The 21,762-nt window shown below is 69.6% G+C and carries 19 protein-coding genes; 9 read left to right on the forward strand and 10 right to left on the reverse strand.

Going from position 1 to position 21,762, the window contains the following annotated elements:
- Positions 1 to 60: 60 nt before the first annotated feature.
- Positions 61 to 891 carry a hypothetical protein gene (locus ABZ906_RS06935; protein ID WP_361381302.1) on the reverse strand — a complete coding sequence of 277 codons (831 nt, stop codon included), beginning with the start codon at positions 889 to 891 and terminating at the stop codon, positions 61 to 63.
- Between the two features lie 122 nt (positions 892 to 1,013).
- Here ABZ906_RS06935 and ABZ906_RS06940 point away from each other — a divergent pair, with 122 nt between their 5' ends.
- The 3 genes from ABZ906_RS06940 (at position 1,014) to ABZ906_RS06950 (ending at position 4,919) form a co-directional block, all read left to right on the forward strand.
- Positions 1,014 to 2,651: an NAD-dependent malic enzyme gene (locus tag ABZ906_RS06940; RefSeq protein ID WP_361378415.1), complete on the forward strand. Its 1,638-nt coding sequence runs from the start codon at positions 1,014 to 1,016 to the stop codon at positions 2,649 to 2,651.
- A 175-nt stretch (positions 2,652 to 2,826) separates the two neighbouring features.
- Positions 2,827 to 3,912, forward strand: a complete 1,086-nt coding sequence (locus tag ABZ906_RS06945) for a polyprenyl synthetase family protein (protein WP_361378418.1) — start codon at positions 2,827 to 2,829, stop codon at positions 3,910 to 3,912.
- 209 nt (positions 3,913 to 4,121) lie between these two features.
- Positions 4,122 to 4,919, forward strand: a complete 798-nt coding sequence (locus tag ABZ906_RS06950) for an SAM-dependent methyltransferase (protein ID WP_361196984.1) — start codon at positions 4,122 to 4,124, stop codon at positions 4,917 to 4,919.
- Between the two features lie 332 nt (positions 4,920 to 5,251).
- Here ABZ906_RS06950 and ABZ906_RS06955 read toward each other — a convergent pair whose 3' ends face one another.
- A complete protein-coding gene (locus ABZ906_RS06955; RefSeq protein WP_361378421.1) occupies positions 5,252 to 5,980 on the reverse strand; it encodes an FAD-dependent oxidoreductase in 729 nt (242 codons plus the stop codon).
- Positions 5,981 to 6,220: 240 nt separating this feature from the next.
- A complete protein-coding gene (locus ABZ906_RS06960; protein WP_361378424.1) occupies positions 6,221 to 6,538 on the reverse strand; it encodes a hypothetical protein in 318 nt (105 codons plus the stop codon).
- 95 nt (positions 6,539 to 6,633) lie between these two features.
- Between ABZ906_RS06960 and ABZ906_RS06965 the strand changes: the two genes are divergently transcribed.
- Positions 6,634 to 7,491 (forward strand): LysR family transcriptional regulator, encoded by an 858-nt coding sequence (locus tag ABZ906_RS06965; protein ID WP_361378427.1) that lies wholly within the window; start codon positions 6,634 to 6,636, stop codon positions 7,489 to 7,491.
- Positions 7,492 to 7,522: 31 nt separating this feature from the next.
- On the opposite strand, the gene ABZ906_RS06970 is transcribed toward ABZ906_RS06965, so the two are convergent.
- The gene (locus ABZ906_RS06970) at positions 7,523 to 8,428 is read right to left on the reverse strand and encodes an NADP-dependent oxidoreductase (RefSeq protein WP_361381305.1); all 906 of its coding nucleotides are present in this window, start codon (positions 8,426 to 8,428) and stop codon (positions 7,523 to 7,525) included.
- Between the two features lie 234 nt (positions 8,429 to 8,662).
- Between ABZ906_RS06970 and ABZ906_RS06975 the strand changes: the two genes are divergently transcribed.
- The 3 genes from ABZ906_RS06975 (at position 8,663) to ABZ906_RS06985 (ending at position 11,834) form a co-directional block, all read left to right on the forward strand.
- Complete coding sequence (locus ABZ906_RS06975) at positions 8,663 to 9,076, forward strand: helix-turn-helix domain-containing protein (RefSeq protein WP_361378430.1); 414 nt, start codon at positions 8,663 to 8,665, stop codon at positions 9,074 to 9,076.
- Positions 9,077 to 9,384: 308 nt separating this feature from the next.
- Entirely contained in the window at positions 9,385 to 10,191 is an 807-nt protein-coding gene (locus ABZ906_RS06980; protein ID WP_361378433.1) for a GntR family transcriptional regulator, read from the forward strand.
- Between the two features lie 101 nt (positions 10,192 to 10,292).
- Positions 10,293 to 11,834 carry an MFS transporter gene (locus ABZ906_RS06985; RefSeq protein ID WP_361378436.1) on the forward strand — a complete coding sequence of 514 codons (1,542 nt, stop codon included), beginning with the start codon at positions 10,293 to 10,295 and terminating at the stop codon, positions 11,832 to 11,834.
- A gap of 53 nt (positions 11,835 to 11,887) precedes the next feature.
- Here the strand turns inward: ABZ906_RS06985 and ABZ906_RS06990 are convergent, their stop codons facing one another.
- Positions 11,888 to 13,174, reverse strand: a complete 1,287-nt coding sequence (locus tag ABZ906_RS06990; RefSeq protein WP_361378439.1) for an amidohydrolase family protein — start codon at positions 13,172 to 13,174, stop codon at positions 11,888 to 11,890.
- A 795-nt stretch (positions 13,175 to 13,969) separates the two neighbouring features.
- On the opposite strand from ABZ906_RS06990, the gene ABZ906_RS06995 reads away from it, so the two are divergent.
- On the forward strand, positions 13,970 to 15,139 hold the full coding sequence (locus tag ABZ906_RS06995; RefSeq protein WP_361378442.1) for a serine hydrolase domain-containing protein: 1,170 nt from the start codon (positions 13,970 to 13,972) through the stop codon (positions 15,137 to 15,139).
- 4 nt (positions 15,140 to 15,143) lie between these two features.
- Here ABZ906_RS06995 and ABZ906_RS07000 read toward each other — a convergent pair whose 3' ends face one another.
- The 3 genes from ABZ906_RS07000 to ABZ906_RS07010 form a co-directional block, all read right to left on the reverse strand.
- Positions 15,144 to 15,872 carry a VWA domain-containing protein gene (locus ABZ906_RS07000; RefSeq protein WP_361378445.1) on the reverse strand — a complete coding sequence of 243 codons (729 nt, stop codon included), beginning with the start codon at positions 15,870 to 15,872 and terminating at the stop codon, positions 15,144 to 15,146.
- An 88-nt stretch (positions 15,873 to 15,960) separates the two neighbouring features.
- On the reverse strand, positions 15,961 to 16,749 hold the full coding sequence (locus ABZ906_RS07005; protein ID WP_361378448.1) for a calcium-binding protein: 789 nt from the start codon (positions 16,747 to 16,749) through the stop codon (positions 15,961 to 15,963).
- A gap of 304 nt (positions 16,750 to 17,053) precedes the next feature.
- Positions 17,054 to 17,701, reverse strand: coding sequence for a pentapeptide repeat-containing protein (locus tag ABZ906_RS07010; protein WP_361378451.1), 648 nt, complete (start codon positions 17,699 to 17,701; stop codon positions 17,054 to 17,056).
- 281 nt (positions 17,702 to 17,982) lie between these two features.
- On the opposite strand from ABZ906_RS07010, the gene ABZ906_RS07015 reads away from it, so the two are divergent.
- The gene (locus ABZ906_RS07015) at positions 17,983 to 19,506 is read left to right on the forward strand and encodes a sulfatase (RefSeq protein ID WP_361378454.1); all 1,524 of its coding nucleotides are present in this window, start codon (positions 17,983 to 17,985) and stop codon (positions 19,504 to 19,506) included.
- Positions 19,507 to 19,588: 82 nt separating this feature from the next.
- On the opposite strand, the gene ABZ906_RS07020 is transcribed toward ABZ906_RS07015, so the two are convergent.
- Positions 19,589 to 21,013, reverse strand: coding sequence for a HAMP domain-containing sensor histidine kinase (locus ABZ906_RS07020; RefSeq protein ID WP_361378457.1), 1,425 nt, complete (start codon positions 21,011 to 21,013; stop codon positions 19,589 to 19,591).
- Entirely contained in the window at positions 21,010 to 21,714 is a 705-nt protein-coding gene (locus tag ABZ906_RS07025; RefSeq protein WP_361378460.1) for a response regulator transcription factor, read from the reverse strand. The genes ABZ906_RS07020 and ABZ906_RS07025 overlap by 4 nt, the downstream gene beginning before the upstream one ends.
- Positions 21,715 to 21,762: the final 48 nt, after the last annotated feature.

The following is a 21,762-nucleotide window of genomic DNA, read 5'->3' on the forward strand; positions in this document are numbered from 1 at the left end:
CCCTTGCCGTCGTCGCAGAGCACAGCTCGGACGCCGCTACGACGGCAGGGGGGCGCTGGTTCAGGTGCCGCTCCCCCGGGTCGAACGGGGGCGGGCGCGCAGGGCAGGCAGGCGGGCGCAGTCTTCCGCTCCGGCCAGGCTCTCGCCCGAGGCCAGGAGCGAGAGGATCCGCACCGGTCGGCCGGTCGTGGCAGCGGCCTCCAGTTTGTGGTGGCCGTCGAGGAGGAAGTGCGTCAGGCCCCAGTGCTGGTAGTGGTCGATCGGCATCCCGGCGGCGGGCTCGCACAGGTCGAGGGTGGAGATCGCCACCGCCGTGGGGACCGTCCCCTGCTCCATGAGCGTGGCGTACTCCTCGACGCGCTCCCTCTCGTTCCACGACGGGGGAACCATCGGCACGACAAACTCGTACAGGTGGGCCCCCGAGTCGACGGCCGTCTCGAAGGTCCGGTAGTACGGGGTGTGCGGGTACTCGGGCAGGCCCCAGAACTGATCGATCCCCCACGTCGTGACCTGCTCGCCGCTGAAGTAGTCGCCTTCCTGGCCGGGGACGACCAGCCGGGGTTCCACGCTCAGGAGCAGCGGAAGGTACTCGCCCTCCGGCAGCAGCGCGCCGAACGCATCGATCACTCCGCCCTCGTCCGGATCCTCCAGCGCGCCGGTGAGCCGTTCCTGCACGTCCGCAAGGGACAACTTCGTCCTCGCGGTCTCCAATCGGCGGAACAGGAGGGGGCAGGTTCCGCAGTAGAAACTGAGCTCGAAGGCAGGCTCGTCGTCGACCATGAGCAGGCGGCGCCGCGGACCGCCGCCGCTTTCCTGCCATTCCGTGTCGAAGCGCAACCGAGCCTCGGCCGCAGGAACGCCGAGGGTACGGGGAGCGCCCAGTCTGATCATCACGGACCGACAGTACGGGATCTTGCGGACCGACCGTACGGGCCGACTGCAGCGCTCGGTGTGCGACACGAGGGTGGCGTGTCGAGGGGCGATAGCCGGCATTGCGCCGTGACCATGACTCCATGAGCGATCTCACCGGTCCCGGCCTGCTGTCCGACCCGCTGCATACGAAGGGAACCGCGTTCAGCGAGAGCGAGCGCGCCGAACACGGGCTGCGTGGGCTGCTTCCCTACGCGGTGACCAGCCTGGACGAGCAGGTCCGCCGCTCCTGGGGGCAAATCGACCGGCAGGCCGACGACCTCCAGCGATACGTGTATCTGCGCTCCCTGCAGGACCGTAACGAGACCCTCTTCTATGCCGTACTCGCCCATGACGTACCGAGGGCGCTGCCCCTCGTCTACACCCCGACCGTCGCCGAAGGATGCAAACACTTCTCCGAGCTGTGGCAGCGTCCGCGCGGGCTCTACCTGTCCTGGCCGCACCGAGACCAGCTGGTGGAGATGCTGCGCAACCGCCCCCGCAAGGACATCGACGTCATCGTCGTCACCGACGGGCAGCGCATCCTGGGCATCGGTGACCAGGGGGTCGGCGGAATGGGCATCCCGGTCGGCAAGCTCTCGCTCTACACACTGATCGGAGGCATCGACCCGGCGCGTACCCTTCCGATCCTGCTCGACGTCGGCACCGACAACGCCGATCTGCTCGACGACCCGTTCTACCTGGGATGGCGGCACCGCCGCATCAGCGACGACGACTACTTCGCCTTCGTGGACGCGTTCGTGGAGGCGGTGCGGGCCGAACTCCCCGAAGTGCTGCTGCAATGGGAGGACTTCGCCACCCCGCACGCGGCGCCGATCCTGGAACGGTACCGAGACCGGCTGCTCACCTTCAACGACGACATCCAGGGCACGGCCGCCGTCGCACTCGGTGCCCTGCACGGGGCGAGCAAGGTCGCCGGCATCCCGCTGAAGGAGCAGCACGTGGTGATGGTGGGGGCGGGGTCCGCGGGCATCGGCGTCATGGACATGGTGCGTCAGGAGATGGTCGACGAGGGACTGTCGGACGCGCAGGCCCGCGCCCGCTGCTGGATCCTCGACGTCGATGGCCTGCTCACCACCGATCGCGACGATCTCGCCGAGGACCAGCGTGCCTTCGCGCACGATCCCGCCGACGTCGAGAGCTGGGACGCCGACGGAGCCCCGCAGTTGGCGGACGTCGTCGAGAACATGCGGGTAGGGGTCCTGCTCGGGCTCTCCACGGCGAAGGGCGCGTTCACCGAGCAGATCGTGCGGACCGTGGCCGCGAAGGCGGACCGGCCGATCATCTTCCCCTTGTCCAACCCCACTGCGAACGCGGAGGCCCGGCCGGCAGATCTGGATGCGTGGACCGACGGCAAAGCCCTGGTGGCGACGGGCTCGCCCTTCCCGCCGCTGCACCGTGACGGCGTCGACATCCCCGTCGCACAGTGCAACAACGTCTACGTCTTCCCGGCCGTGGGACTGGCGGTGACCGCGGCGCGGGCGAACCGAGTGACCGACGCGATGATGCGGGCCGCGGCGCGCGCGCTCGGTGACGCCTCCCCGGCTCTCTCGGACGCGAGCGCTCCGCTGCTCCCGGCGTGGGCGGACGTTCGGGACGTTGCTGACGACATCGCGCTGGCCGTGGCACGGCAGGCCGTCGCCGACGGCGTCGCCCCAGCCGCCTCCGACGACGAACTGCGCACCGCGATCCGGGACAGCCGATGGACGCCCGGCTACTGAGCGACAGAGCGGCTCGAACCGGTCCACCGCCCACGCACCCACACACCCAACGGGGAGGGTCCTGGCTGGACCACCAAACCCGGTGCTCTCGGTTCTGCCGCCGGTCGCGGGCTCGTTTCCGTCGAATGGCAAGCTGGCCCTTCACGTCCATGTGGGAAGGTCGACCCGAATCTCTATGAACAGCACTACCCGCAGCGCCCTGGAGCGAGTCGCCGGCCATCAGCAGCGGTTCAATGCGGCCTTCGAGCAGTACTTCGCAGATCTCCCCGGTGATCTCCCAGGTGCGCAGCTGGGCCGTTTCCCGCCCCGCTGTCTGGAGTTGCTGGCGCAGTTGTCACTGCGCGGCGGAAAGCGGGTGCGGGTCGCCCTGCTCTACGAGGCGGCAAGTCTCGTCACCGGGGAGGACGTGCCGGGTCTTGCGGAGGCGGCGCTGAGTCTTGAGCTGCTCCACAGCCACGCGCTCATCCTCGACGACGTCATGGACGACTCGCCGACGCGACGCGGTGGCCCCTCGACGTATTACGCATGCCGCGAGGAACTCCCCCACCACCCGCAGGCCGCGCTGGGACTCGCCATGATGGTGGGTGACCTGGCCGGTTTCCTGGCCCTGCGCGTCCTGTCCCGGGCCGATCTGCCCGCCGACAGGAAGCAGGCCCTGATCGACGTCCAGCTCGGGGTGACGACCGACACCGTCATCGGCCAGGTCCTCGATCTCGAACGTGACGTACTCCCCGCGCCCGACGGGGAGTTGGAGTTGCTGGAGACGGTCGTCGAGTACAAGACGTCCCGCTACACCGTCCTGACCCCCATGCGCCTGGGCTTGCTCGCCGCAGGCCAGGATCTGACCGACCATGAGGAGAGTCTGCGCCGCTATGCGCAGTTGGCCGGCCTCAGCGGTCAGCTACGCGACGATTACCTCGACCTCTTCGGCGACCCCGACACCACCGGCAAACCCCGGGGTGCCGACCTGCGCGCCGGTCGCCTCACCTACCTGACTCGCCAGCTCCTCGCCGTCACGAGTGGGGACGAGCACGAAACCGTCAAAGCCGCCCTCGGCTCCCCCGGCTGCACACCGCAGACCGTCGATCGCATCCGGGACATCGCCCACCGCCACGACGTGCACACCCGCGTACAGTCGGCCATCGACCATTACGCCCGCGCCGCAGCTGACGAAGCCGCCTCCTGGCACCGGCACTGGAATGGACAGGCCGTCACCCTGTTCGAGCAACTGCCGTTGTGGAGCGCCCGCAGAACCCGATGATTTCCTGCCACCCGCAGCAGCGATGACGCTCCGCGTACCCGGATCGCGAACTCACAGCGACCGTACGTCTGTTGATGCAGCACCCTGCGCAAGCACTGCTGGCCGCACCGGCGTTGCGCCCGGGCATATCGCGATGACAGCCTGCCTCGAGAAGATCGGACCGTTCCGCTGTCCTTGCCCCGCCCTGACGAATTGAAAGAGGCACCGTAATGAGCAGTGAGCCGGCAGACATCCACAAAATAGATACCTCCCTTCCGCACAGCGCGCGCGTATGGAACTACTGGCTGGGCGGCAAGGACCATTACGAATCCGACCAACGGGCCGGTGACGCCTACAAAGAGAAGTTCCCGCTGATCGTCCCGATGGCCCAGGAGTCGCGCGATGTACTGCGTCGCTCGGTGAGCTGGATGGCGCGGGAAGGGATCAGGCAGTTCCTCGACGTGGGCGCCGGGCTGCCCACGGCCAACAACACCCACGAGATCGCCCAGCGCATCGCGCCGGACAGCCGAGTGGTCTACGTCGACCACGACCCGATTGTGCTGATGCACGTCGACACGCTCTTGCGCAGCACGCCCGAAGGCGCCACCGATTACGTCCTGGCGGACATGCGCGACACCGACAAAATCCTTCAGGGCGCGGCGAAAACGCTCGACATGTCCCAGCCCATCGGCCTTGTGATCAATGATGTGCTGGGGCACATAGACCCCTGGGAAGACGTGCTGACTCTGGTGCGCGGTCTGGTGGCGGGCCTTCCTTCCGGCAGCTATGCCTCACTGACTCATTCCGATGCCGACGATGAGCTGCACCGCAGCGTGCAGGAGGAGTACAATAACTCCGGCGCGATTCCCTACATCCTGCGCAGCCCGCAGCAGACGGTCTCGCTCTTCGACGGTCTCGAACTGGTCGACCCCGGCTTCGTTCCCTGGCCGGAATGGAAACCGGACGCGGACATGCCCGGCACGCTGACCATCAGGGCCGGATGGGTCGGCGTGGCACGCGTGCCGTAACAGCCACGGCCCCCGAGCCGCCCGGTGTCAGTGGGTGTGTGGACGACATCGTTGTAGCTCGGGGGCCGGTCGGCCGGTGGTGAGTTCGTCCGCGATGAGGCGCCCGGCGGTGGGCGCGAGGCTGATCGCGGAGTGCATGACCGCGACGTAGAGGGATCGGTCGCGTGTCGGGTATCCGATGACGGGTCCGTGGGCCGGCATGGGGCGTTGGCCGGTGCGGTAGCCCAGCAGGCGGCACTGGTCGCTTCCCTGGAAGGTCGCTTTCAGGCGGCGGAGTGTGTCCCGGGCGGCCTGTTTTAGTGCTGCTGTGTCTTCGGTGTGCGGCACGACCATCAGGAGGTGGCCGTCCCCCGGACCTCGATATCGGGGCGTGCCACGATGGTTTTGATGAGGCCGGGTGGCGCGGTGACCCGGGCGAGGGTGGCCGGGGATGCGGCGATCTCCAGATCGGCCGCCAGCGGCTGACAGAGGCGGGGGATGGTGGTTCCGGCCGCGAGGACGACGGTGTCGGCGCGGTGGAGCCCGGCCGGGGTCAGCACGCCCCGGACGCGTCCGCCGGTCATGTGCAGGGCGGTGACCGCGGTGTCGTAGAGCACGGTCGCCCCGTGGGCTGCGGCGGCTGCTGTGAGTGCGCGGGTCAGGGCCGTGGGGTCGACGCCTGCGTCGCCGGGGGTGTGGATGGCCTGCTTGGGCGGGTTGCGGAGGTTGGGTTCCAGGGCTGCGATGTCGTCGCGGCCGATACGGAACCGGCCGGGCCCCAGTTGTGAGTCCGGTGATGGTGTGTTGCCGGACCAGGACAGCGAGCCGGTGCGGCGGAGGTTGATGCCCGGCAGTTCGTTCTCCAGGAGTCCGTAGTCCGCCAGGACGTGTTCGCGGAGGACCTGTGCCCCGCCGGGCCAATGGCCGCCCGCGTTGCCGATCCAGGCGAAGGAAGTTCCGGTGACCCCGGTGGCCGGGGCAGGCCCTTGCTCAAGGAGCGTGACCGGGACGCCCCTACGGGCCAGGTGGTAGGCCACGGACGAGCCCACGATCCCCGCACCGACGACAACTACGCCTGACATGAGCCCCTTCCCGTTACGTCAACGACCGTGCAGGCTGTAGCGGCAACCCTGGCACCACAGTTCAGGCCGAGGCCGGAATGACGCAACAGGATTTGCAGCGGCACGGAACGCCCTGCTGTGCATGCGGTGCCTGCGGGCCGGCCCGCCGATTCCGCTGTCGGCGCCGAAGCCGACGCCGACGCCGACGCCGATGCACCAACGCCGACGCCCGTGAGCAGGCCGGCCCTCGCCGGTAGCTGCTCAGGCCAACGGTTCGTGGTTGGCCCAGATCGCCTTGTAGGGGTGCCGGGCCCGCCAGCGCTCGATGAGGTCGAGGGCCCCGGGCATCGTGAAGGTCGCGTTCAGGGCATCGAGATCGGCCACCTGCAACTGCAGGATGGCGCTCGCGACGGCTACCGGGGCGTGGTCGTCGCCCGGGACCCTGATGTGGTGCCGGGCCGCGAAGGCCTCGACCAGGCCGGAGCCCGTCACCAGCTCCTCGAACTCCTTGAGGTACTGGTCCAGCTCGCCTGCGGGAATCGGACTGTCGAACGCTACGATCATCGTGTGGTGAATCATGCCCCCAGTGAACAGCCACTTTTTCCGAGCGTCCAAGATCCGTTCGCTCTTGTTCGATGCCTGTGAGGAATGGATCCGGCGGTAGCCTTGGCCCCATGGCTGAGCTGGAGACCCGGGAGCTGGAGCACTTCGTCGCCGTGGCCGAGGAACTGCACTTCGGGCATGCCGCGACCCGCCTGGCGATCGCCCAGCCGGCGCTGTCCAAATCGATCCGGCGCCTGGAATCACGGCTCGGGACGAAGCTGCTGGAGCGCTCCAGCAGGCACGTCGCCCTCACCTCCGCCGGCGAAGCGCTCCTGCACCATGGCCGGCACGCCCTCAACGCCGTCAGCGTGGCAGCGGACAAGGCGCGCCGGGCCGGAGACCGGCAGGCCCCCCTGCGCCTGGTGATCAAACCCGGCGGCGACGGCAACCTCCTGTCCGGCATCCTTGCCGCCTACGCCGACCAGCCCGACGCCCGCCAGGTCGACATCCTCTTCGGCGGAGCCACCGACCGCGCCGACTATCTCCGCGACGGCCGGGCCGATGTCGCCCTGCTCTACGCGCCGTTCGACGACATGGCCGGCCTGGACCACACCACCCTGGCGGTCGAAGGACGCGTCGCGATCCTGCCCCCGGACCACCGGCTCGCCGCCCGCCCGCAGGTCACCCTCGCCGAGCTCAGCCAGGAGACACTGCCGCGCTGGAAAGGCGTCAGCTGGACCGGAGTCCCCGAAGCGGCAACCGGACCCGAGGTCACCGACGCGGCCGAAGCTCTCCAGATGATCAGATTGGGCCGCACCATCGCCGTACTGCCCCGCTCGCTGGCCCAGCCCATGCACCCCGACCTCGTCTACCGGCCCGTCACCGACGCCCCCACCAGCGCACTCGTCCTCGCCTGGCCCCGTGACGACAACCGGCGCCAGGTCGCGTCCTTCGTCGCTGCCGCCCTTCAGGCCGCCGCGGCGACCTGAAGACCCAACGGGAAGTTGTTCCGAGCCCGCCTCAGATGCAGATCACGATCTTTCCGCGGGTGCGGCCGCGCTCGGCGTGCGCATGGGCCTCGGCGATCCGCTCCAAGGGATAGGTCTCTTCGATACGGGGTGTGTAGCGGCCCTGCCGCCCCAGTTCCGCGGCCGCGGACAGGAGGGCGGAGTCGTTCTCCGCGTTGACCACATGCGTGCCCAGGCGCTGTCCTCCCGCGTGGTCGGCGACCGTCGCGACGCGCGTCGGGTCGCCCGCGATCGCGACGAGGTCCGCCAGGGATCCGGAGGCCGCGGTGTCGAGCGCGATGTCGATGCCGTGCGGCGCCAGAGCAGTGAGGCGCTGCGCGAGGCCGGGACCGTAGGTGGTGGGAACGGCGCCGAGAGAGGCGAGGAACTCGTGGTTGTGTTCGCCGGCTGTCCCGATCACGGTGGCGCCTCCTGCGACGGCGATCTCGACTGCCGCGCTGCCCACGCCTCCGGCGGCGCCCTCGACGAGAAGGCGGCGTCCCGCGAGGGGGCCGAGCGCGTTCAGGCCGCGCATCGCGGTGACGGATGCCAGACCGGCGCCCGCGGCCTGCTCATCGTTCCACCTGTCAGGGGCATGGGCCCAAGCCGAGAGGACGGTCAGCTCGGCGGTCGCCCCGGTGACACCGCCCAGCCCGAAGACGCGGTCGCCGATGCTCACCCCCTGCACTCCGTCACCGATTTCGTCGACGACACCGACGGCGTCACGCCCGGGAATGGCGGGCAGCTCCAGGGGGATCAGCTGCTGCAGTGCGCCGGCGCGCAGCTTCCAGTCGATGGGATTGACGCTGGCCGCCGTGACGCGGATGCGGATCTCACCGGGTCCGGGGCTGGGGTCGGGGGCCTGCTCGATCACCAGGCTCTCCGCTGGACCGTATGCGTGGAAGCGGGCTGCGCGCATCATGTTCTGCCTTGCCTTTGCATGTCGAGATGAGGGTGTTCGTTCGACGCCGGTGGCTCTGCATCCGTCGGTGTGCGCGAGGTGCGGATCGGTGAGGTTGCCGAGCAGGCGGTCCTCCCCCACGGCCACGGTCCGGCCCGCCGTCGGAATACCTCCCGTTGCGTCGATGCTCGACAAGGTATCCAGAGGGTCGGTCACCGGCTGGATACCAAGACTGCAGACGGGAGACCCTCGATGACGCAACGGCCGCCGCTGCCGCCCGACTTGTTCGACGAGCTGTGCCCGTCCTCACTGGTGCCCTTCCGCTTCGGCGACAAATGGGCACCCATGATCCTGCGCTGCCTGGAAGACGGTCCGCGCCGGTACTCCGAACTCCGCGTCCCACTGCGCCGCGTCACCCCGAAGGTGCTCACCACATCACTCCGCGGCCTGGAGGCGAACGGGTTCGTGTCCCGTACGGTGCACGCCGACCCGAAACTGCGGGTCGAGTACGCGCTGACACCGCTGGGCCGCAGCGTGCTGGAGCCGCTGGATGCCGCGTGCCGATGGGCGACGGAGCACTGGGACGAGCTGCTCGACGCCCGCGAGAACAGCGTGAACAGCCAGAACAGCCAGAACAGCCAGGCTGGCATCTCCCCCACCGGCTGACGCGGACCCGCGCTGCGGGTCATGACCGCTGGTCCCGACATCCCGATCCGCCCCTGTCCATGCCTCCGCCCCCGGGTCCATACCGGGAATCAGGTCTGTCCCGAGCCAGGTGACCGCCCGATGAGTGGCCCGCGCCCGCCGGAGCCGGTGGCACACCTGTCCAGCCGCCCACCAAAGCCCCAGGTCACGACATCACTGCAGGTCACATGGGGTGGCGTAACTTCGCGGCAACATTGCTCGCCTAGCGTCGGTGTCTGGCGCGACGTGTTGCCCGCGCCGTACACCGACACATGTGACTTGAGGGAGCCATGCGCGATCCGAAGCCGGGGGGTGAGGGGTCCGGCGTGCCGCTGACGCGGGCCGACCGGGCCCGGACCGTGGCCAGCGTTTTGCGCAGGCAGGTCCTGCACGGCGCCTTTCCCGGTGGCGTGCTGCCCGATGAGCGAGCCCTGATCGCCGAATTCGGCGCTTCACGCAACACCGTCCGGGAGGCCCTGGGCGTCCTGCGGGACGAGGGCCTTGTCGAACGCCGCCGGGGCGTGGGCACGGTCGTGATCGGCCGCGCCTACGAGCATCCGCTGGGCGAACTGTCGGGGCTCGCCGAGGTGCTGCAACGGCACGGCGCTGTCGTCAACGAAGTACGCGAAGCCCGCATCCTGCGGCCGCCGCTCGCGGTCGCCCGCCGACTTGCTCTGCCCGAGGGCAGCCCGGCTGTCTACCTGGAGCGGCTGCGCCGGGTGGACGGCGTTCCTCTCTCCCTGGACTGCACCTATCTCATTCCCGAGGTGGGTGAGCCTCTCCTGGCGCACGCCGGGGCGACGCCTCGCGCGCTGGAGAACCACGACGTCTTCGATCTGATCGAGACCGCGACGGGCATGCCGCTCGGCTCGGCCGAGGTGTCCGTGCACGCGACGGTCCCCGATCCGGCGACCTGCGCGGTCCTGGAGATGCCCGAGGGCGGCGCGCTCCTGGCCGTCGAGCGTCTCACCCTCCTCGCCGACGGCCGCCCCGCCGACCTGGAATTCCTTCATCTGCGCGGGGACCGGCTGACCCTGCACGCCACTCTCGACCGGGCGAGCAGGCGCACCGGCCCCGCCGACAGCTCACTGCTGTAGCCGCATCGCGGACCATCCCCGCGCGAGCACGCCTCTGTGACGGGGCGTCAGCGTCGCGCGGTGTGCCGTGCTGCGCCCGGCTCCTTTTCCCGGAGGTCTCGTTGGATCACGCCGACCCCGCCCACGGCACCGCTCCGGGCACCGACACCCACGACGCGCCCGCCACCCCTCCCGCACCCGACGCCCACCAAGGCCCGCACCGTCCGCCCGCGCTGACCACGCTGGCCATGTGTTTGTGCGTCACCTTGGTGGTCGGCATGGTGTCCGCCGTCAATCTGGCCATCCCCGACCTGTCGGCCGACGCGCTGCGCCCCTCCGCCCAGGCCGTGGTGTGGGTGGTGGACGGCTATGTCGTCATCTTCGCCTGCCTGTTGCTGCCCGCAGGCGCGCTCGCCGATCGCCGGGGCCGCAAGGGAACGCTCCTGTGCGGCATGGGAGTCTTCGCGCTCGGCGCGGTGATCTGCGCCGCGGCACCGCACATCACCGTACTGATCGCCGGACGCATGATCAGTGGGGCGGGCGCCGCCGCCGTGCTGCCCACCACGCTCGCCTTGTTGGTCGAGGGCCTGCCCGATCAGGCTCGGCGCAAGGCCGTCGGCGTGTGGGCATCCATGACGGGACTCGCTGCCGTCCTGGGCAACGTGGGAGGCGGTGCCGCCATCGAGTACGGCAGTTGGCGCACCCTCTTCCTCTGCCTGATTCCGCTCTCCCTGTGCGCCCTGCTCCTGGTGGCCGCCGTGACCCCTGTCACCGCCCGTCGTCCGAGCCCTGCCGCACCGCTGGCCGGCGCGCTGCTCACCGCGGGCTTTCTGGCGCTGCTCTACGCGATCGTCTGTGGCCCGCAGTCCGGCTGGAGCGCCCCGCCGGTGCTGGCTGCCTGCACCGCGGCCGTCGTACTCCTTGCCGCCTGGGCCCGGCATGAACTGCGCGCCCGCGAGCCGCTCCTGGACCCGCGGCTCTTCGCGCGGCCGACCGTACGGGCGGGCGCGGTCGGCATGGCCACGCTCTTCGCCGGCATGTTCGGCCTCTTCTACCTCAACGGCCAATACCTGCAGTACGCCAAGGGGTACGGGCCGCTCGAAGCCGGGCTGCGGTTGCTGCCGATGGCCGCGGCGCTCCTTGCAGGACCGCGCCTCGGCCTGCTACTCGAGCGGCTGTGCGGCCGACGCGGCACCGTCCTCATCGGGATGTTGGTCCTGGCCGCCGGGCTGTGCGTGGTGTCCATGGCCGATGCCCACACCCCCTACGCGCTCTACGCCCTGGGTGCCGCACTCACCGCGCTCGGCTGCGGCACCGCGAGCCCGCTGCTTTCGCACGCCGTGATGAGTGAGCTGCCCCCGGAGAGGGCGGGGACCGGCTCGGCGGTGCAGAGCCTTGCACGGGAGCTGGGCAGTGCCGTCGGGATCGCCGTCACCGGCACCGTCACCACCTCCGTCTTCACTGCCCGTCTCCCCTCCCGGCTGCCCGGCCCCGGCCGGCCGACGACGGTCGCGGAAGCCGCGTCCCGCACCTCCGATGCCCATCTGCGCGAGGCGGCCGTCGACGCGTTCACCGCGGGCCTGCACACCGCGACGCTGGCCTTGGCCGCTGCGATCACGCTGGTCGCGTTCGCCGTCGCACGGTGGCTTCCGCCGGGGCGGTGAGCCGGCACGAAGAGACGCGGTGAAGGCGCCCGGTGCCGGCTCACGGCCCATACCTACCGCGGCTCCACGCGCTGCAACCCGGCGCGGCGCACCACCTCGGGACCGACCTTCGCCGCCTGTGCCACCAGCGCGCGCCCGTCCCAGTCCGGCGGCCATCCTTCCCACAGCCGCAGCTTGCCGTCGACCACGACAGCGGTGATCTGGTCGCGGTTGGCCAGCCGGACCAGTTCCCACTCCAGGTCCCACGAGGGAGTGAGCTCGGGGACGTCGATGTTCACGACGAGGAAGTCAGCGGCCTTGCCCGCCGCGATCTGCCCGGTCACCTTGCCCAGGCCGAGCGCGTCGGCACTGAGCGATGTCGCGTGCTCCAGCCACAACCCTCCCGCGCCGCACGAGGAATCCCCCGCCGCGATGCCGTACGCAAGCCGCTGCGCCGTCTCCGCGGCGTCCACGAGACGGAATCCATCACCGCGCGTGCCGTCCGTGCCGGTACCGAAGCGCACCCCCATCGCGGCCAGCATCGTGGCGTGTGCGACGGCGTTGCCCTTCCAGGCACTGGCCACGGGGTTGTAGCTGATGGCCGCGCCGGAGTCGGCGAGCATCCGCATCTCGCCGGGCGTGAGCAAAGTGCCGTGCGAACCGAGCGTGTGTGGACCAAGGGCTCCGAGGTGGTGCAGCTGCTCGACCGGGCGCCGACCCACGCTCTTCAACGACCGTTCCACGGAGGCCAGGTGCTCGTTGACGTGGATCTGGAACACCGCGCCGGCCTCGCGGCACAGGTCCGCCGTCCGCTTGATGATTCTTCCGGGCGCGTCCTCGGGCACGGGGATAGCCAGCGAGGGATGGACCAGCGGATGCGCCTCCCACCGGCGCAGGTGTTCCGGCCCGCCCTTCCCGTCGGAAACGACCTTGGACAGGACGCACCGGATACCGGCCTCTTCCGTCGCCTTCGCCACCACGGCCACATCGACCGGTGCCCTGGTCCCGGCATCGGCGACCGTCGTGAAGCCGCCGCGCAGTGCCTCCAGGGAGGCCAGCTTCGCCGACACGTAGGCGCTCTCCGTGTCGAGTGCGTGCTCCAGCGGCTCCCAGATCGTCTTGAAGATCTCCGAAGGCTGCCCGAACGACTGGGCCTTGCCGAAACTCTGCGTCAAGTGGTGATGCGCGTCGACGAACCCCGGCATGATCAAGTGCCCGTCCAGCCGCACCGGCCGCAGGCCGGGATGCGCTGCCATCAGCTCGCGCGCCGGCCCGACCGCCTTGAACTTCCGGCCGTCGACGAGGACGGCCTGGCCACGCTTCGGCCCGTCCGGCAGCATCAGCAGCTCCGGTACGAGCAACTTCCGGGCCCCGCTGAACTGTTCCGCCCTCACCGCACCGGGTGCGTCGGGCCCGCTCCTGGTGCCGGTGGCCGCGCTCGCGCTCCCGGCTGCCGGGGCGCTGATGAGCCCGGCGGCACCCGCCAGCCCCGCCCCGACGAGAAACCCGCGCCGGCCGGGCCGCTCCCCGGGGGCCGTCTGCCCCTGCTGGGGCCCTTCTCCTGGCCCCTGCTGTGGCCGTTCGCCTGGCCCGTGCTGTGCTGACCGTTCGCCTGGCCCGTGCTGTGCTGACCGCTCGTTCTGCTGCTCGCTCGCCAACTCACCCGCCTGCTTTCGTCCTTCACATGCCTGCGCAGCCGTCATTCCGCGCACGCCGGACCGCGCGTACGGGCGACAGCGGTGCGCCGTATCGACGGCGGGTCCCGTGGTCGGCCGTACGCGTGGCCTGTCGTGCGGGGTGGCCTGACCCTAGGACGATCACCGGTTGTGGAACAAGACTTCCGGCATACGGGATCCACGTACCGGAGAGGGCGGGTGGCGCAATTACGACTCCACACCACCAAACCCCTGGTCAGGCCGCACATCCGACCTGCCTGAAGTGGCGTAACCTCACCGAAACATGGCGTTGTACCGGCGGTCTCGGGCATGCTCGCGCAGCGGATTTCCCAATCTGCAGTTGGACCTGATCGCCGCCGATGTGGAGGCTATCGGGGGGTAACCCCACCACCGATCCGGTTGATCGCCCCATCGCTCCGGTGTACCCGGTGCCGACATCGTGTGAGGACACCGCAAGCCTCGACGATGAAGGAATCCCGCATGCTCAAGAACAGGCGCGCACTGGGTGGCGCACTCACACTGGCCGTGGCGATGGGAGTAGTGGGGGGCGTATTGCCGGCCACCGCGACCGCGGCCACCGCCTCCGAACACACCGCCGGGGAGCCCGCGCGTCACACCGACGACGCGCGGCTGCGTGCGCTGCTGCACCGAATAACCACGGTCGACGGCGCCCCCGGAGCACTGGCCGAGGTGCGGGACCGGCACCGCCGCACGGTACTGACCAGCGGCGTCGCGAACGTCGAGAACCGCGCGCCCGTGCACCGCGACAGCAGGTTCCGGATCGGCAGCATGACCAAGACGTTCACCGCGACGATGGTGCTGCAGCTGGTGGGAGAGCGTCGCGTCGACCTCGACGCGCCAGTGGAGCGCTACCTTCCCGGCGTCGTGCGGGGCCACGGCAACGACGGGCGCAAGGTAACTGTCAGGCAGCTGCTCCAGCACACCAGCGGGCTGCCCGACTTCCTCGCCTACCTCAAGCCGCAGGATGTCGTCCAGGACCCGATGGCCCACCACGACCCCCGTGATCTCGTGAAGCTGGCGCTCGCCCACCCACCGAACTTCAAGCCGGGTACCGACTGGAAGTACTCCAACACCGGTTACTTACTGGCCGGCATGATCATCGAGAGGGTGACCGGCCACTCGTACGGAGAAGAGCTTCAGCGGCGCATCGTCGAGCCGCTGCACCTGCGGGGGACATCGTTCCCGGGCGACGACCCGGCGATCCCCGGACCGCACCCGCGCGGATACGCACAGCCGGGCCCGGACGCGCCGCTCCTGGACGTCACCGCGCTCAACCCCACGGTCGGCGGCACGGCGGGCGGGATCATCTCCAGCGGCACCGACATCAACCGGTTCATGGGCGCGCTGCTGGGCGGCAAGCTGCTGCCCGCGGCCCAGCTCAAGGAGATGATGAAGACCCGCCCGACCGGCAACTCCGACGGCCGCGCCTACGGTCTCGGCCTGGAAAGCATGCCGCTGCCCGCCGGTGGCCTCTACTGGGGGCACACCGGCGACTTCCTCGGCTTCGAAACGGCGGCCGGTGCCACGCTCGACGGCAGGCAGGCCACAGTCATGGTGAACCTCGGTCCGGGCAGCTCGGACGCCCAGAGCGACGACATCCAGGCCGCCATCGAAACCATGCTCTCCTAGCGCCTCACTGGGTGGCCGCAACTCCCGCAGCGCGAGCAGCGGCCAGCCAGTCGGGAAACTCCTGCAACAGGTGGTCGTACAGGGAGACGTCACTCATGGCCCGCGGGTCCCGGCCGGCGTGGAAGAAGCCGGCGTTGTCCACGATCCGCTTGCCGGGAACAGGGAGATCATCGAGCTTGTGCAGGAAACGGAACTCGTTGTCGTCGGGATCACCGAAGCCGATGAACTGCCAGAACAGCGGGAGCCGGGCCGCCTTGCACAGGAAACGTTCCGCGGCGGCCCGGCTGGTGGGGCCGCCGTCGGTCTGGAACACCACGAGAGCGGGCGCGGTGCTGCCGGAGTCGACGTAATGATCTATGACCGCGTCCATGGCCCAGTGGTAGTTGGTCCGGCCCATGTGCCCCAGCGTCTGGTGCAGCTTGTCGATCCGGCCCTCGTAGTTCTCCAGGTCGAGATCGGCCGTCCCGTCGAGGTCGGTGGAGAAGAACACCACCGGAACGATGCCGTCGTCATCCAGATGCGCGGACAGCGACAGCACGTGCTCGGCCAGGTGCTGGACCGTGCCGTCCCGGTAGTACTCCCGCATCGACCCGGACCGGTCAAGGACGAGATAGACCGCGGCCCGCTCCCCCTCCAGCCGGTTCTTGCGCAGACTGACGGCGGCGCTCTTGTAAAGGCTGACCAGCCCCGGCGCCCTCGCCTCCACCTTGGCCAGACTGATCGCAGCGGACATCAGCGGCCACTCCTCTCTCAGATCACACGCGCGGGTCACAGATCACACGCACAGGCCGCACAACGAAAGACCGGCCCCCTCCCAGGGGTTACCTGACGTCGACGTAGTCCGCCGCGGAGGCGACCGCCGGGGTGGTGGACGTGCCGGCGAAGGAGTAGCGGAAGTAGCCGTCCGCCGTGGCCTTCGTCGCCGTCTTCAGGTTGCCCTTGCTGTCCGTTGTGACGCTCTTGAGGGTCTTGTAGGTGTTGGTGCCCTTCTTCTTGAACTGGAGCTTCACCGGCTGCTTGGTGTAGCCGGCGTACTTGTAGGTCTCCCAGTTGGCGCGGGTCAGGGCGCCCGTGACGGTGATCGTCTTGTTCTTCTTCACCGGTTCCGGCGAGGCGTTGACCGTCAGCCTGGAGTTGCGCAGGACCCTGGCCTTCGCGGCGGAGTCCTTGGTGAGGTAGTCACCGTCGTTGGCCAGAACGTGGGAGCGCACGGTCCAGGTACCGGCCGTGGTGTTGTCCTGGGGGTGGATGCGCGGGTTCATTTTCAGCGTGTGGGTGCAGGTGGTCGTGGTGGAACTCTGGCGCACGCACGTGCCCGCGATGTTGCCGGGCGTCACGAGACCGTAGGAGTCGCCGTTCGGCAGGGGGGTGTGCCACATGACCGGGTAGGTGTTTCCGGTCTCGATGCCCGAGTCGTCCACGGCGGTCACCGCGATGGTGAACGTCTTCACGTCCGTGGTCCCCAGAACGATGTCCTTCCCCCCGTTGACGATCACCTCCGTGATCTTGATGTCGCCGGAGAAGTCATCCGCCTGCGCGGCTCCAGGAATCGTGAGCGCGGACAGGGCCAGGGCCCCGGCGAAGCCTGCCACGGCGGTGCGGTGCTGCATGAAGGTGTTTCCCCTGCGTTCCAGCGCCTCAGGAACACCCCGAGGCGGAAATGACCATGCCCACCCGCTATGCGGGTGCCACGCACATGACCTCCGGGACACAGAAAAGGTTGCCCACCGATCCACCAGTGCGGGTGCTGCGGGCGAATCAGTGGGCCGTCGGCCAGAAGCTCACGGAATCCCTCATCAATCCGCCCGAGTTCGGCGGAGAACCACGCGTATGCCGAGAGGTATTGCAACGGACGCCACAGGTGACGTCGGCCGGGTCCTCCCCTCGCGCAACGCCCTTCATCCGCCCTCTCGGTCACGGCATGGACCGCAGCGGCGGGTGCTGCGTCGTTATCCCCGAAGGCTGAAGCAGCGGCGAGGGCTCTGGGCCGGGGTCCTCGGTGACGACGACACCGGCGCTCGCGTGGTCGAAACCGGTAGGCCAGTGCGTGTGCTCGCTGGCCAACGCGCCGGTCAGACGTGCCTGAAGAAGATCCGCTGTGCTCAGGTCGGAGCCACGCAAGTCGGCCAGACGCAGGTCGGCGCGGCGGAAGACAGCGCCGCCTGCGTCGGCCTTGCGCAGGTTCGCCTCGCGCAGGTCGGCCGCGGTGAAGTCCGCGTCACGCAAGTCGGTTTCGACCAGCCGGGCCCCGCGCAGGTCTGCCAGGACGCAGCGGGCCCGACGCAGGATCGCCGTCTTCAGGTCGGCGTGCCGCAGGTTGACGGAGACGAGGGAGGCCTGTGTCAGGTTGGCGTGGTACAGGCCCGCTGCCTCCATGCAGGAGCGGTCGAGGTTGACTTCGTGCAGCCACAGCCCGTCGCAGTCGGCCCGGCGCAGGTCCGTGACGCTGAGGTTGACCCAGGACTGCTCCCGGGGCTGTTGCAGCAGCACGCCGAGCCCGGTCAGCGCCACCTGGGCATCGGCGGTACGCACCTCCAGCGGCGCTACGTCATTGATGGGCACGTCCGCCGCCGGACCCTGCACTCCGGCTCGCCGAGGGGCGCACCCCAGGGACAGGGCCCGGCGTCACGCCCTCTGCCCCCCGTGGTACTGCCGGACGGGAAGACGACTGACTGCAACTCCATTACGTACAGGCCGCGTCCGCCACCCATCCCTCACCCTGAACCGGCCGTCATGCTTTCCCACGCCCCTCGCGCGGTGTTCCCACGGAGTTCCCACACTTCTTTGGCAGGGTCGGGGTCTCCGGGGCCGTTCCCATCCCGACCCGCGTAGAAGGAGCAGGTGTGTCCATCAGCAATGCCCGCAAGAAGATCCCGCTGTGGGTGACCACGGTTGCTCTCGCGCTCGGAACCATGTCCTGTGCCGGTGGCGGGGCTGGGGGAGGTGAGCAGGACGGCGGAGAGGCGGCGGACGCCGCTTCGGCCGGTCAGCGACCCAATATCGTGTGGGTGCTCACCGATGACCTTTCGTCGGACCTGGTGAACTACATGCCGCACGTGAAGGCCATGCAGAAGGAGGGCACTTCCTTCTCCAACTACACGGTGACGGACTCGCTGTGCTGCCCGTCGCGTTCGTCCATCTACACGGGCAAGTTCCCGCACAACACGGGGGTGTTCACCAACACGCCGCCGGACGGCGGGTTCGACACCTTTCACGGCAAGGGCAACGAGGACAAGACCTTCGCCACCGCTCTGAAGGGGCAGGGCTACCGTACGGCGATGATGGGCAAGTATCTCAACGGCTATGAGCCGGACATGACCGTCGGCGGCCAGGAGAATTACGTGCCCCCCGGCTGGGACGAGTGGGCCGTGGCCGGCAACGGCTACAAAGAGTACGACTACACCCTCAACGAGAACGGCAAGACCGTCGACTACGGCCACGACCCGAAGGACTACCTGACGGACGTCGTGAACAAGAAGGGGCAGGACTTCATCGAGGACTCGGTGAAGGACAAGAAGCCCTTCGTCCTCGACATCTCCACCTTCGCCCCGCACGGCCCGGCGACCGCGGCGCCGCAGGACGAGGGCAAGTTCCAGGACCTGAAGCTGCCGAAGCCGCCTGCCTTCGACAAGACGCCCGGCGACGCCCCTGAGTGGCTGAAGGACAAAAAGGCCTTCACGCCCCAGCAGGTCAAGCAGATCACCAAGACCCACCGCAAGCGCGTGCGTTCCGTTCAGGCCGTCGACCGGATGATCGGTGACCTCCAGGGGAAGCTGAAGAAGGAGGGTGTCCTGGACAACACCGTCTTCGCCTTCGCCTCGGACAACGGCTTCCACATGGGCCAGTACCGCCTGATGCCCGGCAAACAGACCGCCTTCGACACCGACGTGAACGTTCCCCTGATCGTCACCGGTCCCGGCGTCAAGCAGGGTGTCACGACGGACGCGATCGCCTCCAACATCGACATCTGCCCCACGTTCACCGAACTGGGCGGCGGCACACCCGACGCGCGGGTCGACGGCCGGAGCCTGGTGCCGTTGCTGAAGGGGCAGACTCCCGAGGACTGGCCGCAGGCCGCCCTGGTGGAGCACCACGGGCCCAACCACTCGGCGAAAGACCCCGACAAACCCCGCAAGGGAAGCGGGAATCCGCCCACCTACGGAGCCCTGCGCACCGACAAGTACACATACGTCGAGTACGCCGACGGTTCCCACGAGTACTACGACCGCGCCAAGGACCCGGACATGCTGCACAACACGTACGGGCAGCTGTCCTCGGCTACCCGCAAACAACTCGCCGCGTCCCTGAAGGAACTTCAGGAGTGCGAGGGCTCGAAGGAGTGCACCGCGGCAGCGCGGGGCGACTGATTCTGCGGCCCGCGGCGAAGGGGCTGATCGACCGCGGCGGCCCGTCAGGCACACGATGTGCCGGACGGGCCGCCTGGCCGCGTCAGGGCGGTATCGGCAGCCGGAGCGTCACCCGCGTGCCCTCGCCCTGCGCGCTGGAGAGGTCGACGGTGCCGCCGTGGGCCCCGGCGACGGCCGCGACGATGGCAAGACCCAGGCCGCTGCCCTCGCCGCTCCGCTGCGCGGCGGCGCGGTAGAAGCGGTCGAAGACACGCGGCAGCGCATCGGCGGCGATCCCCGGCCCCTGGTCCGCCACCTCGACGACGACCATCGCCGTACCCGTCGGCTCATCGCCCGGCAGGTCGGTGCGTACCGTCACCTGTGCCGGGGTGCCGGCCGGCGTGTGGCTGCGTACGTTGGCCAGCAGATTGTCGAGCACGCGGCGCAGTTGCTCGCCGTCCCCGTGCACGAGGGCGCCGTCTTGCGTGCGCACGCTCAGGGGCCGCTCGGGGGCCACGATCCGCGCGGCGGACACCGCGTCGCGGGCGATGGCGGCCATGTCCACGGGCTGTCGCGGGCGGGGCGGCGCGCTGTCGAGCCGGGCCAGGAGCAGCAGGTCGTCGACCAGGCGGCGCATGCGCAGCGCCTCGGTGGTGATGCCGTGCATGGCCCGCTCGCGCTGCTCGGGCACGGCGAGTACGCCCTGGTGATGCAGGTCGGCGTAGCCGAGCACGGCCGTGACGGGGGTCCGCAGTTCGTGCGAGGCGTCGGCGACGAACCGTCGCAGCCGCTCCTGGGTGGCCTGCTGGCCGGCCAGCATCGTGTTCAGGGCCAGGCCGAGACGGCCGACCTCGGTGTCCGCGTCGGCCGGTGCGACGCGCCCGGAACGTTCCCCGGCCGCGATGGCGTCCGCGGAGTGGGCCATCGATTCCAGCGGTCGCAGACCGCGCCGCAGCACCCATAGTCCGGCGCCCGCCAGCATCGCGAGGACTCCCCCGGTAGCTGCCGCCTCGACCACGAGGACGCGGCGCAGCGTGCCCTGCACCTGGTCGAGCGGCACGGCCGCGATCAGGGTGCCCTGGCCGAGTACTCGCTGGGTCAGCAGCCGGTAGTCGGGGTCGCCGGGGCCTTTCGCGGCCACGGTGACCGGTTCGTGGGCACCGGGCGCGGGCAGTGGGTCCGGCAGGCGTGGCGCGGTGTCGTCCGGGTCGCGCAGCCGGGGCGCGAGATTGCGGACCGTGCCGTCGGGGCGGCGCAGTTGCAGGTAGAACTCCGATGCGCCGAGCAGGCGGACATCGTTGCCCAACGTCGTGCCGGCCCCGGGTTGCGCCAGTTGGTTGGCCGCGCGCTGGCGGACCGCGCGCAGCGTGACATCGGTGCGCTCCGTGAGATCGCCTTGCAATGCCCCGTACACCACCACGTCCAGCACGATCAGGGCGACGGCCGCCAGTGTCAGGAGGGCTAGGAGCAGGCGGCCGCGCAGCGAACGGGGCCGCGTCCGGCGCCGCCACGAGGTCCGCGGCGTCACGGTGTCGCCTGGTCGCGGAGGATGTAGCCCACGGCACGGCGGGTTTCGATGAGGCAGGGACCGAGAGCGTCGAGTTTGCGGCGCAGGTAGGAGATGTAGGTCTTGAGCACGCCGGGGTCCGACTCGCCGAAGTCCCATACGCGTTCGAGGAGTTGCTCGTGGGTGAGGACACGGTTCTTGTTCAGGAGCAGGTGGTGCAGGAGCCGGAACTCGGTGGGCGAGAGGTCCACGCGTACGCCCGCCCGGCGTACCTCGTAGGTCTCGGTGTCCATCTCCAGGTCCGCGCAGGACAGAACCCGTGCCGCGGTGCGGCTCTCGCCGCGCCTCATGACGGCACGCACCCGCGCGGCGACCTCGGCGAGGCGGAAGGGCTTGGTGATGTAGTCGTCCGCGCCCAGGTCGAGGCCGCCCACGATGTCCTGCCCACTCTCCCGCGCGGTCAGGAAGATCACCGGTACTTCCGAACCGCCCTGGCGCAAACGGCGGACCACCTCGAAGCCGTCCACGTCGGGGAGCATCACGTCGAGCAGGATGAGATGCGGCGCCTGCCGGCGGACGGCGGCCAGCGCCTCTGTTCCGGTGGCCGCTTCCCCCACCTCGTAGCCGAGGAAGCGCAATGACGTGGCCAGCACGTCAAGGATGGCCGGCTCGTCGTCGACGACCAGCAACCGCGTGCCCGGCGAAACCTCGTGTGCATCCATGCCGGGCATCCTGACATTGCTCCCTGTGACACGCTCCAGACCCCGGCG

Source organism: Streptomyces sp. NPDC046925, assembly GCF_040644915.1.
Taxonomy (GTDB): Bacteria; Actinomycetota; Actinomycetes; order Streptomycetales; family Streptomycetaceae; genus Streptomyces.